We start from the raw sequence: 17,104 nt of genomic DNA, 5'->3' as shown, positions 1-17,104 counted from the left end.
CGAAACACGCGACCGTCTCAGATCTGGGTATCGCCCAAGGGCAGGCAATCGTCCAGAAGCCGTATCAGGCCCCGATCGCCAGACGTTCCGCCTGCCCCGGACCCGGATCGCGCAGGACATAGCCGCGGCCCCAGACCGTCTCGATATGGCTTTCGCCCCCCAGGGCCTCGGACAGCTTCTTGCGCAGCTTGCAGATGAACACGTCGATGATCTTCAGTTCAGGTTCGTCCATGCCGCCGTACAGGTGGTTCAGGAACATTTCCTTGGTCAAGGTCGTGCCCTTGCGCAGGCTCAGCAGTTCCAGGATCTGGTATTCCTTGCCGGTCAGGTTCACCGGCTTGCCCTTCACCTCGACCGAACGGGCGTCCAGGTTGACGGTGATCTCTCCGGTCCGGATCAGCGCTTGGCTGTGCCCCTTGGAGCGGCGGATGATCGCCTGGATGCGGGCCTGCAGCTCTTCGCGGTTGAAGGGCTTGGTCATGTAATCGTCCGCGCCGAAGCCGAAGCCGCGCAGCTTGCTTTCCGTGTCGTCGGACCCGGTCAGGATCAGGATCGGCGTGTCGATGCGGGCCAGGCGCAGATGGCGCAGGACCTCCATCCCATGCATGTCGGGCAGGTCCAGATCCAGCAGGATCAGATCGTAATCGTACAGCTTGGCCAGATCGATCCCCTCCTCGCCCATGTCGGTCAGGAACACGTTGTAGCTGGCCGCCGTCAGCATCAGTTCGATCGCCCGTGCAGTGCTTGGGTCGTCTTCTACCAGAAGGATTCGCATGGCTTGGTCTTTCCCCGATTCGCCGAAGGTCATGTCCCGACAATCTGACGAACAGGTTAATATGTCGTTACCACTTGCATTCCTTCTGCGTCATGCACCCTATGGTTGTCTATACTTTTGAAGCGCCGTCACCTTCAAAGCCGCCTTTCCGTGGCGCGCGACCGCGGTGCACCAGCCGTCGAACTCCTCCTCCGACAGGCCATAGCGGCGCAGCGCGTCGTCGCGGCTGATCAGCCCGTGCGACACCGCCAGCACGACCGTCTGCTTGCGGCTGGCGACCCATCTGGTGTCGGCCATCGGCAAATCCGCCACGCTGAGGATGCGCCCATCCGCCAGTGTCACGATCCGCGGGCCTGTGGTCTTTTTCACGAACATTGCAGCGTCCTTCCGTCACGTTCTGCAAGTTCTGGTCGAAAGCACTTAAGGCGCGGTTAGCCTGATCGGGATTTCGGCCCCGGCCGGGGTTGAGAATCCGACCAATTTGCCTATATTTTGACGCAAATCCCTTTGCCGCCCGACCAGCACCGCCTCTGGCGGGCCGAAAGATCATCCATGACCCTGACCGCTGCACTGCGTGCCGATGCGCCCGCAACCGACCTGAACAGCCTTGGTTTCGCAAAATCCCCTGCGCAGACGCGTGTCGTCGTGGCGATGTCGGGGGGCGTGGATAGTTCCGTCGTCGCGGCGCATCTGAAATCCGAAGGCTATGACGTCATCGGGGTCACGCTGCAACTGTATGACCACGGCGCGGCACTGGCCAAGAAAGGCGCTTGTTGCGCAGGCCAGGACATACACGATGCCCGTCGCGTGGCCGAACGCATGGGCTTTCCCCATTATGTCCTGGATTACGAGAACAAGTTCCGCGAATCGGTCATCGACGAATTCGCCGACGCCTATCTGGCCGGCGCGACGCCCGTTCCCTGCATCCGCTGCAACGAGCGGGTCAAGTTCCGCGACCTGCTGGAAACCGCGCGCGACCTGGATGCCGACTGCATGGCGACCGGCCATTACATCCAGCGCAAGGACGGCGCGCATCGCGCCGAACTGCACATGGCGGCCGACCCGAACCGCGATCAGAGCTATTTCCTGTTCTCGACCACCCAGGAACAGCTGAATTTCCTGCGCTTCCCCTTGGGCCATCTGGTCAGCAAGGCCGAGACGCGTGCCCTGGCCGCCGATTACGGCCTGTCCGTCGCAGACAAGCCCGACAGCCAGGACATCTGCTTTGTCCCCAACGGCGACTATGCCGCGGTGATCGAGAAGCTGCGCCCGGGTGCCGCAGATCCTGGCGAGATCGTCGACCAGCAGGGCACCGTCCTGGGCACCCATCGCGGGGTGATCCATTATACGATCGGACAGCGGCGCGGGTTGGGCATCGGCGGCGGCAGCCCGTTCTATGTGCTGCGGCTGGAGCCGGAGACGCGCCGCGTTGTCGTCGGCCCGCGCGAGGCGCTGTCGACGCGCACCATCGCCGTGACCGAGGTGAACTGGCTGGGCGATCAGCCCTTCGAGGGAGAGATCGCCTGTCTGGTCCGCATCCGGTCGACACGCCCGCCGCGGCCCGCGATCCTGCGCCCCCTGCCCGGCCGCCGTGCCGAGGTCGAACTTCTGGATCCCGAGGACGGCGTCAGCCCCGGCCAGGCCTGCGTCTTCTACGAGGCCGAAGGCACGCGCGTCCTGGGCGGCGGCTGGATCAGCCTGCGTCGGCGGCCAGCTGCCTGATCCGGGCGATCATCGCGCGCACGCCGTTTGATCGTTGCGCCGACAGGTGTTCGTCCAGCCCAAGGCGTGCCAGCGCGGCCTGGGCGTCCACCGCCTCGACCTGGTCCACCGGCAGCCCGGCATACAGCGCGTGCAGCACCGCGATCAAGCCGCGCACGATCAGCGCATCGCTGTCGCCCTGAAAGTCAAAGCTGCGCCCCTCGATCCGCGGCAGGATCCAGACCTGGCTGGCGCAGCCGTCGACCTTGGTGGCCGGGACCTGCACCGCGGAGTCCATGGGCGGCAAGGCCTTGCCCATCTCGATCAGGTGACGATAGCGGTCTTCCCAATCGTCCAGAAAGTCGAAGGTTTCGGCGATGTCCTCGAAGGCGGGGGTGGCCATGGGTCTCTCCTGATATCAGGGGTCATGGCCTAGCGCGCCGCGGCGGTCAGGTCAAAGAGGCTTTTCGGCGCGGCCCGGATCGCCTATCACGGGGCCAAGGACCGCCAAGGGGACATGCCATGACCAGACTTACCCTGCCGCTGCTGATCGGCGCCCTGATCCTGTCCGGCTGCGGGCGGTTCGGCGACAGCGGCTGGAACCCGCTTGGCTGGCGTGGCGCGGGTGCGTCGACGCCCGAAACCCTGGCCCCGGAAGGCGGCTATCCCACGGCCCAGGACGCCCGCCCCGCGGTGCCGCAGATCCTGGGTGCCGAATGGCAACCGCTCAGCGACGGCCGCCTGCTGGTGCTGCGCGGCTTTGCCCCGGTCAAGGGCTATCACTCGGCCGCCCTGGTCCGGTCGGTGCCGCGGTCCGGCGACCAGCTGCAGCCCGACTCTGACGGCGTCCTGCGCTTGCGCTTCGTGGCCTCGCCTCCGGTCGCGGACAACCCCGCGGCGGCCCTGCCCGCAAATCCCGTCACGGACACGATCACGGTGGCGCTGCCGATCAGCTTCCTGCGCCTGTCGCGCCTGTCCGCGATCCAGGTCGAGGGCGGCGACCGTGTGATCACCCTGACCCGCTGAAGGCTTGCGCAAACGCCCGGGCCGCGCTAGTCCGCAGCGGTCGGAGGCGTGGCAGAGTGGTTAAATGCACCGGTCTTGAAAACCGACGTGGGTGAAAGTCCACCGTGGGTTCGAATCCCACCGCCTCCGCCATCTCCGACCCTTCCGATCTTTTCGTCCGCACCCTGACCCGGCCTGTGCGTCGATATGTCCGCCGGAAAATAGCGCTTGCCAGGTCCGCCCTTCGTTGCGTTATATCCACCCGGACATATCACCGACGGAGATCACCATGCCCGGCCCGGATCGCCTTGCCCTTGCCGCCTGCGTGGCGCTGATCGCGTCTCCCGCGCTGGCCGATGATGTGACCGTCTTTGCCGCCGCCAGCCTGACCGACGCGCTGGACCGCATTGCTGCCCAATGGAGCGAAGAGACCGGCCAGACGGCCGTGATGTCTTATGCCGGCTCGTCCGCCCTGGCCCGCCAGATTCAGCAGGGCGCGCCCGCAGACATCTTCATCTCGGCCAGCGAGGACTGGATGGACGCGGTTCAGGCCTCGGGTGATATCAGCACCGACACGCGCCGCGACCTGCTGGGCAACAGCCTGGTGCTGATCGCGCATGGCGACGCCGCCCCGGTGACCATCGACAAGACCCTGGACCTGGCGGCGATGCTGGACGGGGGGCGGCTGTCCATGGCGATGGTCGACAGCGTCCCGGCGGGCATCTATGGCAAGGCCGCGCTGACCCATCTGGGGCTGTGGGACGCGGTGGCGCCCATGGTCGCGCAATCGGACAACGTGCGCAGCGCCCTGACCTTCGTCGCGCGCGGAGAGGCGCCCCTGGGCATCACCTATGCCACCGACGCCGCCGCGCAGGACGACGTGACCATCCTGGGCACCTTTCCCGCCGACAGCCACGACCCGATCGTCTATCCCGCCGCCGTCACCGCGCAGTCGGACAATGATCAGGCGCAGGCCTTTCTGGACTATCTTTCGTCGGACGCGGCACGGGCGGTCTGGACAGAGTTCGGCTTCACGACCCCGAAATGATCGACGCCGTCACATCCTGGCTGGGACCGACCGAATGGCAGGCGGTGCGCTTGTCGCTGTGGGTCGGGCTGGTCGCCACGCTGGTCAGCCTGCCCTTGGGCATCCTGACCGCCTATGCGCTGGCGCGCTGGTCCTTTCCCGGCAAGCAGATCCTGAACGGCATCGTCCACCTGCCGCTGATCCTGCCGCCGGTGGTCACGGGCTATCTGCTGCTGGTCACCTTCGGGCGGCGGGGCAGCGTCGGGCAGTGGCTGGAGACGGTTGGCATCGTCTTCTCGTTCCGCTGGACCGGCGCGGCGCTGGCGGCCGCGATCATGGCCTTTCCGCTGATGGTGCGTGCCATCCGCCTGGCGATCGAGGCCGTCGATCCCCGGCTGGAGGCGGCGGCGGGCACGCTTGGCGCCAGCCCTTCCTGGGTGTTCGCCACGGTGACCCTGCCCCTGATCCTACCCGGCGTGCTGGCCGGATCGATCCTGGCCTTTGCCAAGGCGATCGGTGAATTCGGGGCGACCATCACCTTCGTGTCGAACATCCCCGGCCAGACCCAGACCGTCCCCTCGGCGATCTATGCCCTGCTGCAGGCGCCGGGTGGAGAGGCGGCAGCGGGGCGTCTGGTCCTGGTGTCGATCACCATTGCCATGACCGCGCTGCTGCTGTCAGAGGTTCTGGCACGCCGCGTCGCGCGGCGGGTGGCAGGCGCATGACGCTGCAGGTCCGCTTGGTCCACCGGTTTGCCGGGTTCGATCTGGACGTGGCGTTCGACGCGCCCCCGGGGCTGACGGTGCTGTTCGGGCCATCCGGTTCGGGCAAGACCACGGTCGTGAACGCGGTCGCGGGCCTGCTGCGACCGGATGCGGGGCGGATTGCGGTCGATGACTGGGTCCTGACCGACAGCGCCCTTCGGCGCCACCTGCCCCCCCACCGCCGCCGCCTTGGCTATGTCTTCCAGGAAGGGCGGTTGTTCCCGCATCTGTCGGTCCGCCAGAACCTGCTCTATGGCCGGTGGTTCGCGCCGCGCGACGCCACCGCGCCTGATCTGGATCGCGTGGTGCAGATGCTGGGCATCGGCCCCTTGCTGGCCCGCCGTCCCGGAACCCTGTCCGGCGGAGAGCGCAGCCGCGTGGCCATCGGGCGCGCCCTGCTGGCCGCCCCACGCCTGATCCTGGCGGACGAGCCGCTGGCCGCCCTGGACGAGGCGCGCAAGGCCGAGATCCTGCCCTATTTCGAACGCCTGCGCGATGAGGCCGGCGTGCCGATCCTCTATGTCAGCCATTCCAGCGCCGAGGTCGCGCGGCTGGCCACCTCCGTCGTGGCGCTGCGGGCCGGGCGGGTCGCGGCCATCGGGCCGCCGGCGCAGGTCCTAGGCGATGCGGGCGCCGTCCGTGCGGACACGGCATCGGTCCTGACCGCGCAGGTCGCCGGCCATGATGCGGACGGGCTGACACGTCTGCAGACGGGGGCGGGTCCGGTCTTCGTCGCCCGCCTGGATGCCCCGCCCGGCACGCATGTGCGCCTGCGCGTGGGGGCGCGCGACGTCATCCTGTCACGGGATCGGCCGCAGGGCCTGTCGGCGCTGAACATCCTGGCGGGCCGCATCGCCGCGATCACGGCCGAGGAAGGACCGAACGCGCAGGTCGTCCTGACCGTCGGGCCCGACACGCTGACGGCCCGCCTGACGCGCCGCTCCGTCGCCGCGATGGGTATTGCGCCGGGACAACCCTGCCACGCGATCCTGAAGACCGTGGCGGTGGCCGCCGGCGACATCGGCGCATTGCACACTGTCCCGCCCGCGACGTGACCGTATCTTCGGATGCTGAAAATTGATGGCCGCCGCCTAAATGAACGGCCACCGCAACCAAAGGCGGCATGCCTTCGGATGCAGTGGCCGTGGACGCCTGGTCCCGGTCAGCAGACCAGCGTCTTGCCGTTGCGGCGGTGGCGCTGAACCATCTTCTGGGCCTTGCCGCCGGGCACGAAGGGCCGTGCGGGTTCCGACGGGCCAGCACGCAGTTCGGGGAACAGCGTGAAGATCTCGTCCTGCGCGGCCTGGCCCAAGGACTTCATCGCCTGGGGCCCGGTATACAGCGACTCGGTCTGCGCGTCGTTCGAGAAGACGATCTCGTGGCGGGCGAACAGGATGTGATAGTACTGGACCGAGTCCACCGGGACCTCATCGACGCCGTCCAGCGCGGTCAACTGACGTGCGGCGACCAGAACCTCGGTCGTGCCGAACATGCGCTGCGCGATGGCCGACCGGACCAGCACGCGATGCTGCGGCGACACCATCAGGTCGCGGCTTGGCAGATCCTGCCCCAGGGCGCCCGCGCGGATGCGGATCGGACGCAGCTTGGGAACCATGGTCAGATCGACGCGGTCCAGCGCGCGCCCCCCGATCCAGCGGATCGGACGGGCGCCGTTGTCGCGGGTCTCGACCAGGTCGCCCACGCGCAGGTCCTCGACCGCGACTTCGCCATCGGGGGTGCGGATCATCGTGCCCGCGCAGAAGCAGGGAATGCCCATCCCGTTCAGGCGCGACGGCGTCAGGCTGTCGGGATCGACGTCGCGCATCCACAGCTCTTCCCCGTTCGGGAAGGAGATGACGGCGTACTTGTTGTCCCACTCGTCCACATCGGCGCGGATCTTGACGTCTGACAGGTTGATCGGGTTGCCATCGGCATCATGCAGGCCGCTGAGGTCCAGCACGTCCGCGGCGGCGGGGTTGCCCTCGCTGTCCAGCTCGTCCCCGAACCCGAACCCGCGGATCGTGTCATGTCCAAAGCCGTCGGTCAGGACAAGCGTGTCGACCTCGGCATCAGGACGGCTGACGGCGGCGAACAGATCGCCGTTCATCGAGATCTCGTCGTTGCCAAGGCCGCCGATGATGGTATCGGCGCCCCACCCGCCTTCCAGGACGTCGTTGCCGTCGCTGCCGATGATCATGTCGTCGCCCGCATCGGCAAAGACGCGGTATCCATCGACGCCTGCCGCCGATCCGTCGATCACGTCATGACCGCCGCCGGTCCGCAGGTTCTGCATGTTCAGGAACCGCAGATGCCCGTCCACGCCGCCTAGGGCGTCGATGTCGCCCGAGCTGGAGCTGTCCAGCACGACATGCACGCCGGGCGCGGATTCGGTGGGCTCCGACGGGGCGGATTGCCAGGCGTTCAGGGTGTTGTACCCCCCTTCGCCGTCGTACAGGTCGTTCCCGATCGGCGCGTCGCTGCCGCCGTTGCCCCAACGATAGCCGTCGTCACCGTCCCCGCCATAGGCGACGTCGTCGCCGCCGCCGGTCTCGATCACGTCGTTGCCGTCGCCGCCATGGACGATGTCGTTGCCGCCGCCGCTCTGGATGTAGTCTGTGCCCGAGCTGCCGAGGATCGTGTCATTGCCGTTGCCGGAATAAAGGCGCATGCCGACCGTGTGCGTCGGGCCATCGACATACAGGATGTCGGCATTCGAGGCGTCGACATTGTGGTTGCCGTCGCCCAGGTACACCCGCTCGATTCCCTGGAACTCGATGGTGTTGCCGTTGGAATCGGTCGCGGTCCCCGCCTCGGTCGAGGAATAGGTGACCGTCATGTCGGCGTTGCTGTCCGGGTTCAGGCTCAGCGTGTCGCCGCCGTTGTGGTTGTAAGGATCGAAGGTGTAATTCTCGGACCCCGTCATGCCGATGACATAGGAACCGTCGAAGACGGGCACATGCCCGTCGCCACCGATATACGTGTCGTGCTCACCACCCTCGGCCGACCCGTTCCAGGTCAGATGGTCCGCGCCCTCGCCACCGTCGACGGTGTCATTTCCGCGACCGCCGTCGATGGTGTCGTTGCCCGGGCCGCCGTTGATCGTGTCGCCCTCGGCGGTGCCCACGATCGTGTCGTCACCCGTGGTTCCGGGAAGATCTGCGGCCATGGATAGTCCTCACAATGTCGCTGGTTACATCACATGCCGCGGGTCGCTGAGGGCTTCTGCCCGGCGATTCGCACCCGCTGACTTATGTCGGTTTAGTCCAAAACGCTGCCCAATTGAGAGTTGTCCTTTTCTACAGGCCACGGGCATGGCACGGCCCCGCCGCGCCATGCCGCGCCGGTCAGTAGATCAGCACGAGGGCACCGATCACCCCGCCGAACACCAGCGCGAAGATCGCCCAGTGCAGCAGGACGCTGTGCGGCGTGGTCGGGGGTTGCACCAGGCGCCAGTCATCGACCGGGCCGGGTTGCGCGTCCATGTCGGTCGGTGCCGGGGGCGTGGCCGCCCGGTCTTGGTTCATCTCTGTCATCTGGATGTCCTGAAAGAATGAGGTCGCGACGAACCGCCCGCCGGGGCGCTGTCCGTTCAGATCGTCATCGCTTCAGGGGCGTGGCGGCGCGCGGGGCCTGCGCGTCTGCCGGACAGGACGCGGGGGTGGGGCGCGGCGTGCCTGCGGCAGGACCAGCCTGACAGGCGCGCGCGGGGGCGGCGGCGAAAACGGTTCCGGATCGGCCCCCGCGGCGGGTGACGGCACCACCGGCACGCCCTGGCGGTCGACCAGCGCGACGGTCGCGGGCAGGCCGAGCTGTGACAGGCGGTCGCCAGACAGATGCGGCACCTGCCGTTGCCAGGCCGGATGGGAAACCGCCACCGCCGCGACCAGCAGCAGGACCGCACAGACGGCCCACAGCCTCAGGACAAGGGTCCTGAGGCTGTTGCGAGATGCGGCGTTCGGCGGGGCGGACATCGGTTCTGGCGTTCCTCAGTCGATGCGGGCGACCAGCAGCTTGTCGATGCGGCGGCCGTCCAGGTCCACCACCTCGATCCGCCAGGGCGACAGGGTCACGTGGGCGCCCACCTCTGGCAGGACGCCCGCAAGGTCAAGAACCAGGCCGGCCACGGATTCGTAATCGCGATCCTCGGGCAACGGGACGCCCAGCAGGTCGGAAAACTCGTCCACCGGCATCCAGCCCGCGATCAGCCAGCTGCCGTCGTCACGCTGGACGGCCTTGGGCTCGTCCTCTCCGGGGTCCGGGAAGTCGCCGGCGATGGCTTCCAGCACGTCCATCGCGGTGATCACACCCTCGAAATGCCCGTATTCATCAAAGACCAGCAGCATGTGCGCGGGCGAGGATTTCAGCTGCTCGATCACGTTCAGCGCCGGCAGACCGTCGCGCACGACGGGCACCGCGTGGATCAGCGTGCGCGGGTCGGCGGCGGGATCGGCCTGCAGTCGGATCAGGTCGCGGGCATGGATGACGCCGACGATGTCGTCATCGGCCCCGTCCCGCAGCAGGATGCGAGAGCGGTGGCCGGTGCGGAAGATCTGCGCCAGATCGTCGGGGGTGGCGTTCGCGTCGGCGATCAGCACCTCGTGGCGGGGGGTCATCAGGCCGCGCGCGGTGCGGTCGGCGATGCGCATGACGCCGGCGATCATTTCGTTCTCGGCCGGGGCGATGACGCCGGCGTTGTGCGCCTCGGCCAGCATGACCTTGATCTCCTCGTCGGACATGCTGCTCTCGGCCTTGCCCGATTGGCCCAGCAGGGCCAGCAGCACCCGCCCCGACCGGTCCAGCACCCAGACCACCGGCGCCGCGATGCGCGAGATCATCCGGATCAGCGGCGCGATGCGCGCGGCCACGGCCTCGGGGGCGCGCAGGGCGATCTGCTTGGGGACCAGTTCCCCGACGATCAGCGACAGATACGTGATGGCGACGACCACACCGCCCACGGCCAGCGTATGGGCCAGCGCGGGCTGCATGCCCCCCGCGACCAGGGCGGTGGCCAGGCGCGTGCCCAGTGTCGCGCCCGAGAAGGCGCCCGACAGCACGCCCACCAGCGTGATGCCGATCTGGACGCTGGACAAGAACCGGCCCGGATCGGCGGCCAGGTCCAGCGCGGTCGCGGCCCCCCGGCTGCCCTGCTGGGCCATGGTCTTGAGCCGGGCGGGCCGGGCAGAGACGATGGCAAGTTCGGACATGGCAAGAACGCCGTTGAACAGGGTCAACAGCAGGACGATGGCGATTTCAAGGAGCATGGGACTTTCGTCAGGTGATGAAAGGCGGCGTCACGGCCGTCCTGGACGGCCACGATAAGCGACGGCCCCCCATCGGACCAGCACCTTTCCGCGTCCGTTCACGCAATCGTCGGTTTTCCGCCAACGTGGCGCGGAAACACGAAGACGCGCCGCGGGGGGCGGCGCGCCGGGTGGCGGATCGGGCCGGGGCCGCGATCAGATATGGGTCGGAAAGCTGTCGCGGCGGATGCCCAACTGCTTCAGGCTGGCATCGGCGGGACGGCGATGGGCGCGGACGGCGCGGGCCGCCTCGAGGCTGGCATCCAGAGTGTCCATCGCGGACAGAAGGCGGTTCCAGGCATTGCGCAGGGTGGTCATTTCGGTCTCTCTTTCCGTCATCAGGTGACAGCAGAGATATCGGGTCCGACCCCCGTTTCTGCAATGCAGCATCCGGTCAACCCAGCCTTGCGCCGGATGCATGACCCCCGGCCCGTCACCGGGCCGGGGTTTCGCGTCAATCCTCGTCCGATGCCATCTGGCTGAGGACCTGACCCTTGCCGCGGGCCCGCATGATCATCGGCACGATCAGCGCAAAGGCTGCGACCGCGATCAGCCCCGCGGATACCGGGGTCGAGACCAGCGTCATCACGTCGCCCTGGCTGATCGACAGCGCGCGGCGCAGCTGCTGTTCGGCCATCGGGCCCAGGATCAGCCCCACGACCACCGGCGCGATGGGATAGCCGTAAAGGCGCATCAGGTAGCCCATGACGCCAAAGATCAGCAGCATCGACAGTTCGATCGGGGACGGGTTGGCGCCGATCGTGCCCAACGTGGCAAAGCACAGGATGCCCGCGTAAAGCCACGGCCGCGGGATGGTCAGCAGGCGCACCCACAACCCGATCAGCGGCAGGTTCAGGATCACCAGCATCACGTTGGCGATCAGCAGCGACGCGATCAGCCCCCAGACCAGGTCCGGGTTGGTCGCGAACAGCAGGGGTCCGGGCTGCAGGCCGAACTGCTGGAACCCGGCCAGCATGATGGCCGCAGTGGCGGTGGTCGGCAGGCCCAGCGTCAGCAGCGGGACCAGCGTGCCGGCGGCGCTGGCATTGTTCGCGGCCTCGGGCCCAGCGACGCCCTCGATGGCGCCGTGGCCGAACTCCTCGGGGCGCTTGGCGGCGCGTTTTTCGGCGGCATAGGACAGGAAGGTGGCGATGTCGGCACCGCCCGCGGGCATGGCGCCGATGGGAAAACCGATGAAGGTGCCGCGCAGCCAGGGCTTCCAGGACCGCTTCCAGTCCTCGCGCGTCATCCAGACCGATCCCTTGACCGCCGTCACCTTGTCCTCGACGCCATGACGGTTGGCGGCGACGATCATCGCCTCGCCCACGGCGAACAGCGCCACGGCCAGGGTCGTGACCTCGATCCCGTCCAGCAGCTGCGGGACGCCAAAATCCAGCCGCGCCTGACCGGTCAGCTGGTCGATGCCGACCAGGGCCAGCGCCAGGCCGATGAACAGCGATATCAGCCCCTTGCGCGCGCTGTCGCCGAAGGCAGACGACACGGTGACGAAGGCCAGCACCATCAGCGCGAAATACTCGCGCGGGCCGAAGGTCAGGGCCAGCTTGACCACCGTCGGCGCGACGAAGGCCAGAAGCAGCGTCGCGACCAGCCCCGCGACGAAGGATCCGATGGCAGCGGTGGCCAGCGCCGGCCCGCCGCGTCCGGCGCGGGCCATCTTGTTGCCCTCCAGCGCGGTCACGATGGAGGCGCTTTCGCCCGGCGTGTTCAGCAGGATCGACGTGGTCGATCCGCCATACATGCCGCCGTAATAGATGCCCGCGAACATGACCAGCGACCCGGCCGGGTCCAGCCCGTAGGTCACCGGCAGCAGCAGCGCCACGGTCAGCGCGGGCCCGATGCCGGGCAGCACGCCCACGGCGGTGCCCACGGTCACGCCGATCAGCGCGTAAAGCAGGATCATCGGGTCGGTCGCGACCATCAGGCCCTGGAACAGGTATCCGAACGTGTCCATGCCCCTAGCCCCCCGTGATCAGGCGTTCCAGCGGACCCGCCGGAAGGCTGAGGTTCAGAAGCTGGGAGAAGACCAGATAGATCGTCCCGGTGAAGATCAGCCCGATGGGCAGGGTCAGCGCCAGGTTGCGCTTTCCGAAGGCCCGGGCGGTGGCCGCGAACAGCAGCGCGGTCGCAATGACGAAGCCCGCCGTGTTCAGCAGCGCCAGCTGTGCGGCAAGGCCGCCGATGATCCAGGCGATGGGCGCGGGATCCTGGGCCGGGCGTTCGGCCGGCGCGTCGCGGAATGCCGCGACGACGGTCCAGGCCGACAGCGCCAGCAGCGCCCAGGCGATCCAGCGCGGGACGTCGGCCGGGCCGACGCCGGAATAGCCCCGGTTCTGCGGCAGCGTGGCCACGTCGCGGAAAATGATGACCGCGATCAGCGCCAGCACGGCCGCCACGGTCAGCGCCGCCCCGTCGGGGCGGCGTCTCGTGTCCGGGGCAGTCGTCATTCGACCAGCCCGATGTCCTTGAGGACCGCGGCCGTCGTGGCGGTCTCCTCCTCCAGCTGGGCGCGGAACGCGTCGCCCGCCAGATAGGTGTCGGCCCAGCCCTTGGTCGCCAGCGCCTCCTGCCATGCGGTCGATTTGGCCATCGTCTCGATGTCGGCGGCGATGGCGGCCTCGTCCTCGGGGGACAGTCCTGCGGGGGCGGCGACCATGCGCCAGTTCTGCAGCACGACGTCCAGGCCGACCTCGGTCAGGGTGGGGGCATCGACGCCCTCGATCCGCTCCTCGGAGGTGACGGCCAGGATGCGCAGCGTCCCGGCATCGGCCTGCGGCTTGAACTCGCCAAGGCTGGAGATGCCCGCGGTCACCTGGTTGCCCAGGATCGCGGCCAGTGCCTCGCCGCCACCGGAATAGGCGATGTAGTTGATCGCGGTCGGGTCGACATCGGCGGCGTTGGCCAGAAGGCCGACCGCGATGTGGTCGGCGCCGCCCGCCGAACCGCCGGCCCAGCTGACGGAGCCGGGATCGGCCTTCAGCATCTCGACCAGCTGGTTGATGTCCTGGATCTCGGATGCGGTGGGCACCACGATCGCCTCGTATTCGCCGGTCAGGCGGGCGATGGGCGTCACGTCGGCCAGCGACACGGGCGAGGCGTTGGTCAGGATCGCGCCGACCATCACATAGCCGCCCACGATCAGCTGGTCGGCCTTTCCGGTGGCCGAGGACGCGAACTGCGCCAGACCCACGGTGCCGCCGGCGCCCGGAACGTTCTGGACCTGCACGGAATCAGAGATGCCTTCGGACTGCAGGACCTCCTGCATGGTGCGGGCGGTCTGGTCCCAGCCGCCGCCCGGTGCGGCAGGCGCCAGGATGGTATAGTCGGTGGCCAGCGCCGGAACGGCCAGGGCCGCGGTGAACAGGCCCGCAAGAATCGCGTGTTTCAAGATAGTCCTCCCCATTGGCCGGGCCTCCACCCGGCAACGGGCATCCTGACACGCCAACCTGACGCAAAGCTGACATCGGCGCGATTATTCCGGGCCCGGCTCCGGCTCCGGCGGGGACAATGCCTGCTGCCATCGCGCGATCAGCCGGGCACGGCGCGACTGGTCCAGATAGGCCAGCAGGCCGGGGCTGATCGCCACGGGGCGCAGCTGCGCGCCCAGCGCCGGGGGCATGCCGTCCGCGCCCGACGACACCTCCAGGCTGACGGCGGGCAGGCGCAGCTCTTCAGCCAGAATGGTCTGGCCCTCGCGCGACATCAGGAAGGCCAGGAAGGCCGCGCCCAGGTCGGGCCGCGCCGCCGCACGCGGCACCAGCGCCACCCGCGACACGACCACGGTAAAATCGCGCGGCAACAGCAGGCCCACGTCCGGCTCCTGCCGCGCCCAGTCCGCGGCATAGGACCCCAGGATGTTGTATCCGACCGCCAGCCGCCCGTCGGCCACGCGTTCCAGGATCTCGCGCGAGGTCGCGAACTGCTGGACGCCCGCGCGACCCATCGCCTGGCCCAGGTTCCAGATGTCGAAGAAATGCTCTTGGTCGCGGGCCAGGAACAGGTATCCCACCCCCGACAGCGCGATGTCATAGGTGCCGATGCGCCCCTGCACCGCCGCCCCGCCATGATCCAGCCAGTCCAGCAGCTCGAACCGGGTCGCGGGGGGCTGGCGGTCGCGGAAGCTGGGCTTGTGATAGACCAGGACAGCGGGTTCGAACGTGATCGCATAGGCCGTGTCGCGCCAGTTCGCCCAGCGCGGCCAGTCGGCCGAGGACGGCGTGGCCACCGCCTGGGCATAGCCGTCATTGGCCAGCTTGATCTGCAGGTCCATGGCCGAGGAGAACGCCAGATCCGCGGTGGTGCCGCCGGCATCAGTCTCTTCGGTGATGCGCGCAAAGATCTGGCCGGTCAGCAGGTCCTGGTATTCGACGGCGATGTCGGGGTTCAGCGCCTGGAACCCATGGATCAGCGGGCGGGCCAGATCCTCGTCCAGCGACATGTAAAGGCGCAGCGGCCGGTCCTGCGCGCCTGTTGGCGCGGGAAACCGCAGCGTGTCGGCCGCCGCCGCCCCGGCGATGACGGACAGGATCAGCGCAACGCAGGACAGGTGGGGAATCATGCGGACCAGCATGGCGCATCGTGGCACCCGCCGCCCCGCCGGACAAGCGGCCCGCGCGCCCTTGCCTGCCCGGCCCGCGCGGCCCTAAGATCGCCGCCGGGGGGACGGTCGATGCGCATTCTGCTGGTCGAGGACAACGCGGCGCTGGCCGACGGGCTGGTGCAGCTTCTGGCCGGCGCGGGGCATGCCGTGGATCATGTCGATGACGGCGCCTCGGCCGAGGCGCTGATCGCGGCGGAACGGTTCGACCTGGTAATCCTGGACCTGAACCTGCCGCAGATGGACGGGCTGGAGGTCCTGCGCCGCATGCGCACCCGCCGCGACCCGGCCGCGGTGATGATCCTGACCGCCCGCGGCACGCCCGAGGAACGCGTCCGCGGCCTGGACCTGGGCGCCGACGACTACATTGTCAAACCCTTCGAGATCACCGAGTTCGAGGCCCGCGTCCGGTCGCTGCTGCGCCGACAGGCGGGCCTGCGCGCGGCCGAGGTCACGATCGGCGGCGTCATGCTGGACCTGACCGCGCGCCGTTTCCTGGCCGAGGGGCAGCCGATGGACCTGCCCGCCCGCGAACATGCGCTGCTGGAACTGCTGTTCATGCGCGCCGGCAAGGTCGTCCCCAAGGAGACGATCATGCAATCCATGACCTCGCTGGAGGATACCCTGTCGGACAACGCGATCGAGCAATATGCCAGCCGCCTGCGCCGCAGGCTGGCGCCCCACGGGGTGCAGCTGCGCACCGCGCGGGGCATCGGCTATTACATCGACAAGGGCGTCTGAGCGCCGATGGGATCGCTGCGCCGCCGGCTGCTGGCCTGGCTGCTGGCGGCCACGGCCGCCCTGGGCACGCTGGCGATGGCCGACACCTGGTCCGAGGCCGTGTCCACCGCCCGCGCCGTGTCCGACCGGGTGCTGACCGGATCGGCGCTGGCCATCGCGGAACGGGTGACGGTGGGCGACGATGCCGCCCTGCAGGCCGACATCCCCTATTCCGCGCTGGAGATGCTGACCTCGACCGCGCAGGACAGCGTGTTCTATCGCGTCGACGGGCCGGGCGGGTTCATGACTGGCTATGCCGACCTGCCGCTGGCCGAACCGGGCGCGGATGGGGCGGGCTTTGCGGATGCGGTGTTCGCGGGTGCGCCGATCCGGGTCATCACGCTGGCGCGGACGGTGTCGACGGGCATCGAATCCATCCCGTTCCGCGTGACGGTCGCGGAATCCAAGCTGGCGCGGAACCAGCTGTCGCAGGCGATCCTGCTGCGCTCGGCGGCCAGGTTGGCGCTGATGATCTGCGGGGCGGCGGCGATCATCTGGATCGCGGTGCCGCTGGCGCTGCGCCCGCTGAACAGGCTGGGCGACGCAATCAGCGCGCGGCGCGCGGACGACCTGTCCCCCCTGCCCACCGACGTCCCGCAGGAGGTCCAGGACCTGGTCGCGGCGATGAACTCGTTCATGGTGCGGCTGGCCACGGCGCTGTCGGCGCTGCGCAGTTTCACCGGCAATGCCAGCCATCAGCTGCGCACGCCGCTGGCGGTGATCCGCACCCAGCTGACACTGGCGCAGCGGGCGGGCGACGCGCAGGCCGCGCGATCGGCGGTGGCCAAGGGCGACGCGGCACTGGCCGATGCCGAACGGATCCTGGCGCAGCTGCTGCTGCTGGCGCGGGTCGATGCGGCCGCGGGCCATCCGATGGTCGCGCCGCTGGATGCCCACGCCCTGGCCCGCGATCTGACCGGAGAGATGATCCCACGCGCCGCCGGTGCGGGGATCGACCTGGGCTATGACGGCCAGCCCGTCGTGGTGCGCGCCGAACCCGTCCTGCTGGCCGAGGCGCTGAAGAACCTGATCGACAACGCGCTGGCCTATGCCGGCCGCGGGGCAGAGGTCACCGTCCGCGTCGCGCGGCAGGACAGCACGGCGGTGATCTCGGTCGAGGATGACGGCCCCGGCATC

19 protein-coding genes and 1 tRNA gene are annotated in these 17,104 nt (G+C 68.6%); 8 read left to right on the top strand and 12 right to left on the bottom strand.

Features of this window, described 5'->3' with window-relative positions; translation table 11 throughout:
• Positions 1 to 64 precede the first annotated feature (64 nt).
• Positions 65 to 775, bottom strand: a complete 711-nt coding sequence (locus TW83_RS06895) for a response regulator transcription factor (RefSeq protein ID WP_042249236.1) — start codon at positions 773 to 775, stop codon at positions 65 to 67.
• A gap of 99 nt (positions 776 to 874) precedes the next feature.
• Positions 875 to 1,150, bottom strand: a complete 276-nt coding sequence (locus TW83_RS06890) for a DUF1153 domain-containing protein (RefSeq protein ID WP_042249233.1) — start codon at positions 1,148 to 1,150, stop codon at positions 875 to 877.
• Positions 1,151 to 1,327: 177 nt separating this feature from the next.
• Between TW83_RS06890 and mnmA the strand changes: the two genes are divergently transcribed.
• Positions 1,328 to 2,497: a tRNA 2-thiouridine(34) synthase MnmA gene (gene mnmA / locus TW83_RS06885; protein WP_157001384.1), complete on the top strand. Its 1,170-nt coding sequence runs from the start codon at positions 1,328 to 1,330 to the stop codon at positions 2,495 to 2,497.
• On the opposite strand, the gene TW83_RS06880 is transcribed toward mnmA, so the two are convergent.
• Complete coding sequence (locus TW83_RS06880; protein WP_045982037.1) at positions 2,469 to 2,879, bottom strand: SufE family protein; 411 nt, start codon at positions 2,877 to 2,879, stop codon at positions 2,469 to 2,471. The genes mnmA and TW83_RS06880 overlap by 29 nt on opposite strands.
• A gap of 119 nt (positions 2,880 to 2,998) precedes the next feature.
• On the opposite strand from TW83_RS06880, the gene TW83_RS06875 reads away from it, so the two are divergent.
• From TW83_RS06875 to modC, 5 genes are all read left to right on the top strand, one after another.
• On the top strand, positions 2,999 to 3,502 hold the full coding sequence (locus TW83_RS06875) for a hypothetical protein (protein ID WP_052714684.1): 504 nt from the start codon (positions 2,999 to 3,001) through the stop codon (positions 3,500 to 3,502).
• Between the two features lie 42 nt (positions 3,503 to 3,544).
• Positions 3,545 to 3,634, top strand: a tRNA-Ser gene (locus tag TW83_RS06870).
• A gap of 136 nt (positions 3,635 to 3,770) precedes the next feature.
• A complete protein-coding gene (modA, locus tag TW83_RS06865; RefSeq protein WP_045982036.1) occupies positions 3,771 to 4,529 on the top strand; it encodes a molybdate ABC transporter substrate-binding protein in 759 nt (252 codons plus the stop codon).
• Positions 4,526 to 5,233: a molybdate ABC transporter permease subunit gene (gene modB, locus TW83_RS06860; RefSeq protein WP_045982035.1), complete on the top strand. Its 708-nt coding sequence runs from the start codon at positions 4,526 to 4,528 to the stop codon at positions 5,231 to 5,233. The genes modA and modB overlap by 4 nt, the downstream gene beginning before the upstream one ends.
• The gene (gene modC / locus TW83_RS06855; protein ID WP_045982034.1) at positions 5,230 to 6,327 is read left to right on the top strand and encodes a molybdenum ABC transporter ATP-binding protein; all 1,098 of its coding nucleotides are present in this window, start codon (positions 5,230 to 5,232) and stop codon (positions 6,325 to 6,327) included. Before modB ends, modC begins: the two co-directional genes overlap by 4 nt.
• A gap of 107 nt (positions 6,328 to 6,434) precedes the next feature.
• Here the strand turns inward: modC and TW83_RS06850 are convergent, their stop codons facing one another.
• From TW83_RS06850 to TW83_RS06815, 9 genes are all read right to left on the bottom strand, one after another.
• Positions 6,435 to 8,438, bottom strand: coding sequence for a Hint domain-containing protein (locus TW83_RS06850; protein WP_045982033.1), 2,004 nt, complete (start codon positions 8,436 to 8,438; stop codon positions 6,435 to 6,437).
• 178 nt (positions 8,439 to 8,616) lie between these two features.
• On the bottom strand, positions 8,617 to 8,805 hold the full coding sequence (locus TW83_RS06845; protein WP_045982032.1) for a hypothetical protein: 189 nt from the start codon (positions 8,803 to 8,805) through the stop codon (positions 8,617 to 8,619).
• Between the two features lie 72 nt (positions 8,806 to 8,877).
• The gene (locus TW83_RS06840) at positions 8,878 to 9,243 is read right to left on the bottom strand and encodes a hypothetical protein (protein ID WP_045982031.1); all 366 of its coding nucleotides are present in this window, start codon (positions 9,241 to 9,243) and stop codon (positions 8,878 to 8,880) included.
• A 15-nt stretch (positions 9,244 to 9,258) separates the two neighbouring features.
• The gene (locus TW83_RS06835; RefSeq protein WP_045982030.1) at positions 9,259 to 10,533 is read right to left on the bottom strand and encodes a hemolysin family protein; all 1,275 of its coding nucleotides are present in this window, start codon (positions 10,531 to 10,533) and stop codon (positions 9,259 to 9,261) included.
• A gap of 195 nt (positions 10,534 to 10,728) precedes the next feature.
• Positions 10,729 to 10,890 (bottom strand): hypothetical protein, encoded by a 162-nt coding sequence (locus TW83_RS20455; protein WP_157001382.1) that lies wholly within the window; start codon positions 10,888 to 10,890, stop codon positions 10,729 to 10,731.
• 136 nt (positions 10,891 to 11,026) lie between these two features.
• On the bottom strand, positions 11,027 to 12,544 hold the full coding sequence (locus TW83_RS06830) for a tripartite tricarboxylate transporter permease (protein ID WP_045982029.1): 1,518 nt from the start codon (positions 12,542 to 12,544) through the stop codon (positions 11,027 to 11,029).
• A 4-nt stretch (positions 12,545 to 12,548) separates the two neighbouring features.
• On the bottom strand, positions 12,549 to 13,037 hold the full coding sequence (locus TW83_RS06825; protein WP_045982028.1) for a tripartite tricarboxylate transporter TctB family protein: 489 nt from the start codon (positions 13,035 to 13,037) through the stop codon (positions 12,549 to 12,551).
• On the bottom strand, positions 13,034 to 13,978 hold the full coding sequence (locus TW83_RS06820; protein WP_045982027.1) for a tripartite tricarboxylate transporter substrate binding protein: 945 nt from the start codon (positions 13,976 to 13,978) through the stop codon (positions 13,034 to 13,036). Before TW83_RS06820 ends, TW83_RS06825 begins: the two co-directional genes overlap by 4 nt.
• 84 nt (positions 13,979 to 14,062) lie before the next feature.
• Positions 14,063 to 15,160: an ABC transporter substrate-binding protein gene (locus TW83_RS06815; RefSeq protein WP_157001379.1), complete on the bottom strand. Its 1,098-nt coding sequence runs from the start codon at positions 15,158 to 15,160 to the stop codon at positions 14,063 to 14,065.
• 99 nt (positions 15,161 to 15,259) lie between these two features.
• On the opposite strand from TW83_RS06815, the gene TW83_RS06810 reads away from it, so the two are divergent.
• Together TW83_RS06810 and TW83_RS06805 are read left to right on the top strand one after the other, a co-directional pair.
• Positions 15,260 to 15,928, top strand: a complete 669-nt coding sequence (locus tag TW83_RS06810; protein ID WP_045982026.1) for a response regulator transcription factor — start codon at positions 15,260 to 15,262, stop codon at positions 15,926 to 15,928.
• A 6-nt stretch (positions 15,929 to 15,934) separates the two neighbouring features.
• The coding region (locus TW83_RS06805) for a sensor histidine kinase (RefSeq protein ID WP_045982025.1) at positions 15,935 to 17,104 on the top strand (1,170 nt) is incomplete at its 3' end.

This window comes from Paracoccus sp. S4493 (genome assembly GCF_000967735.1).
GTDB lineage: Bacteria > Pseudomonadota > Alphaproteobacteria > Rhodobacterales > Rhodobacteraceae > Paracoccus > Paracoccus marcusii.
Note: the sequence above shows the minus strand (reverse complement) of the source record. Positions and strands in the feature narration are given on the sequence as shown.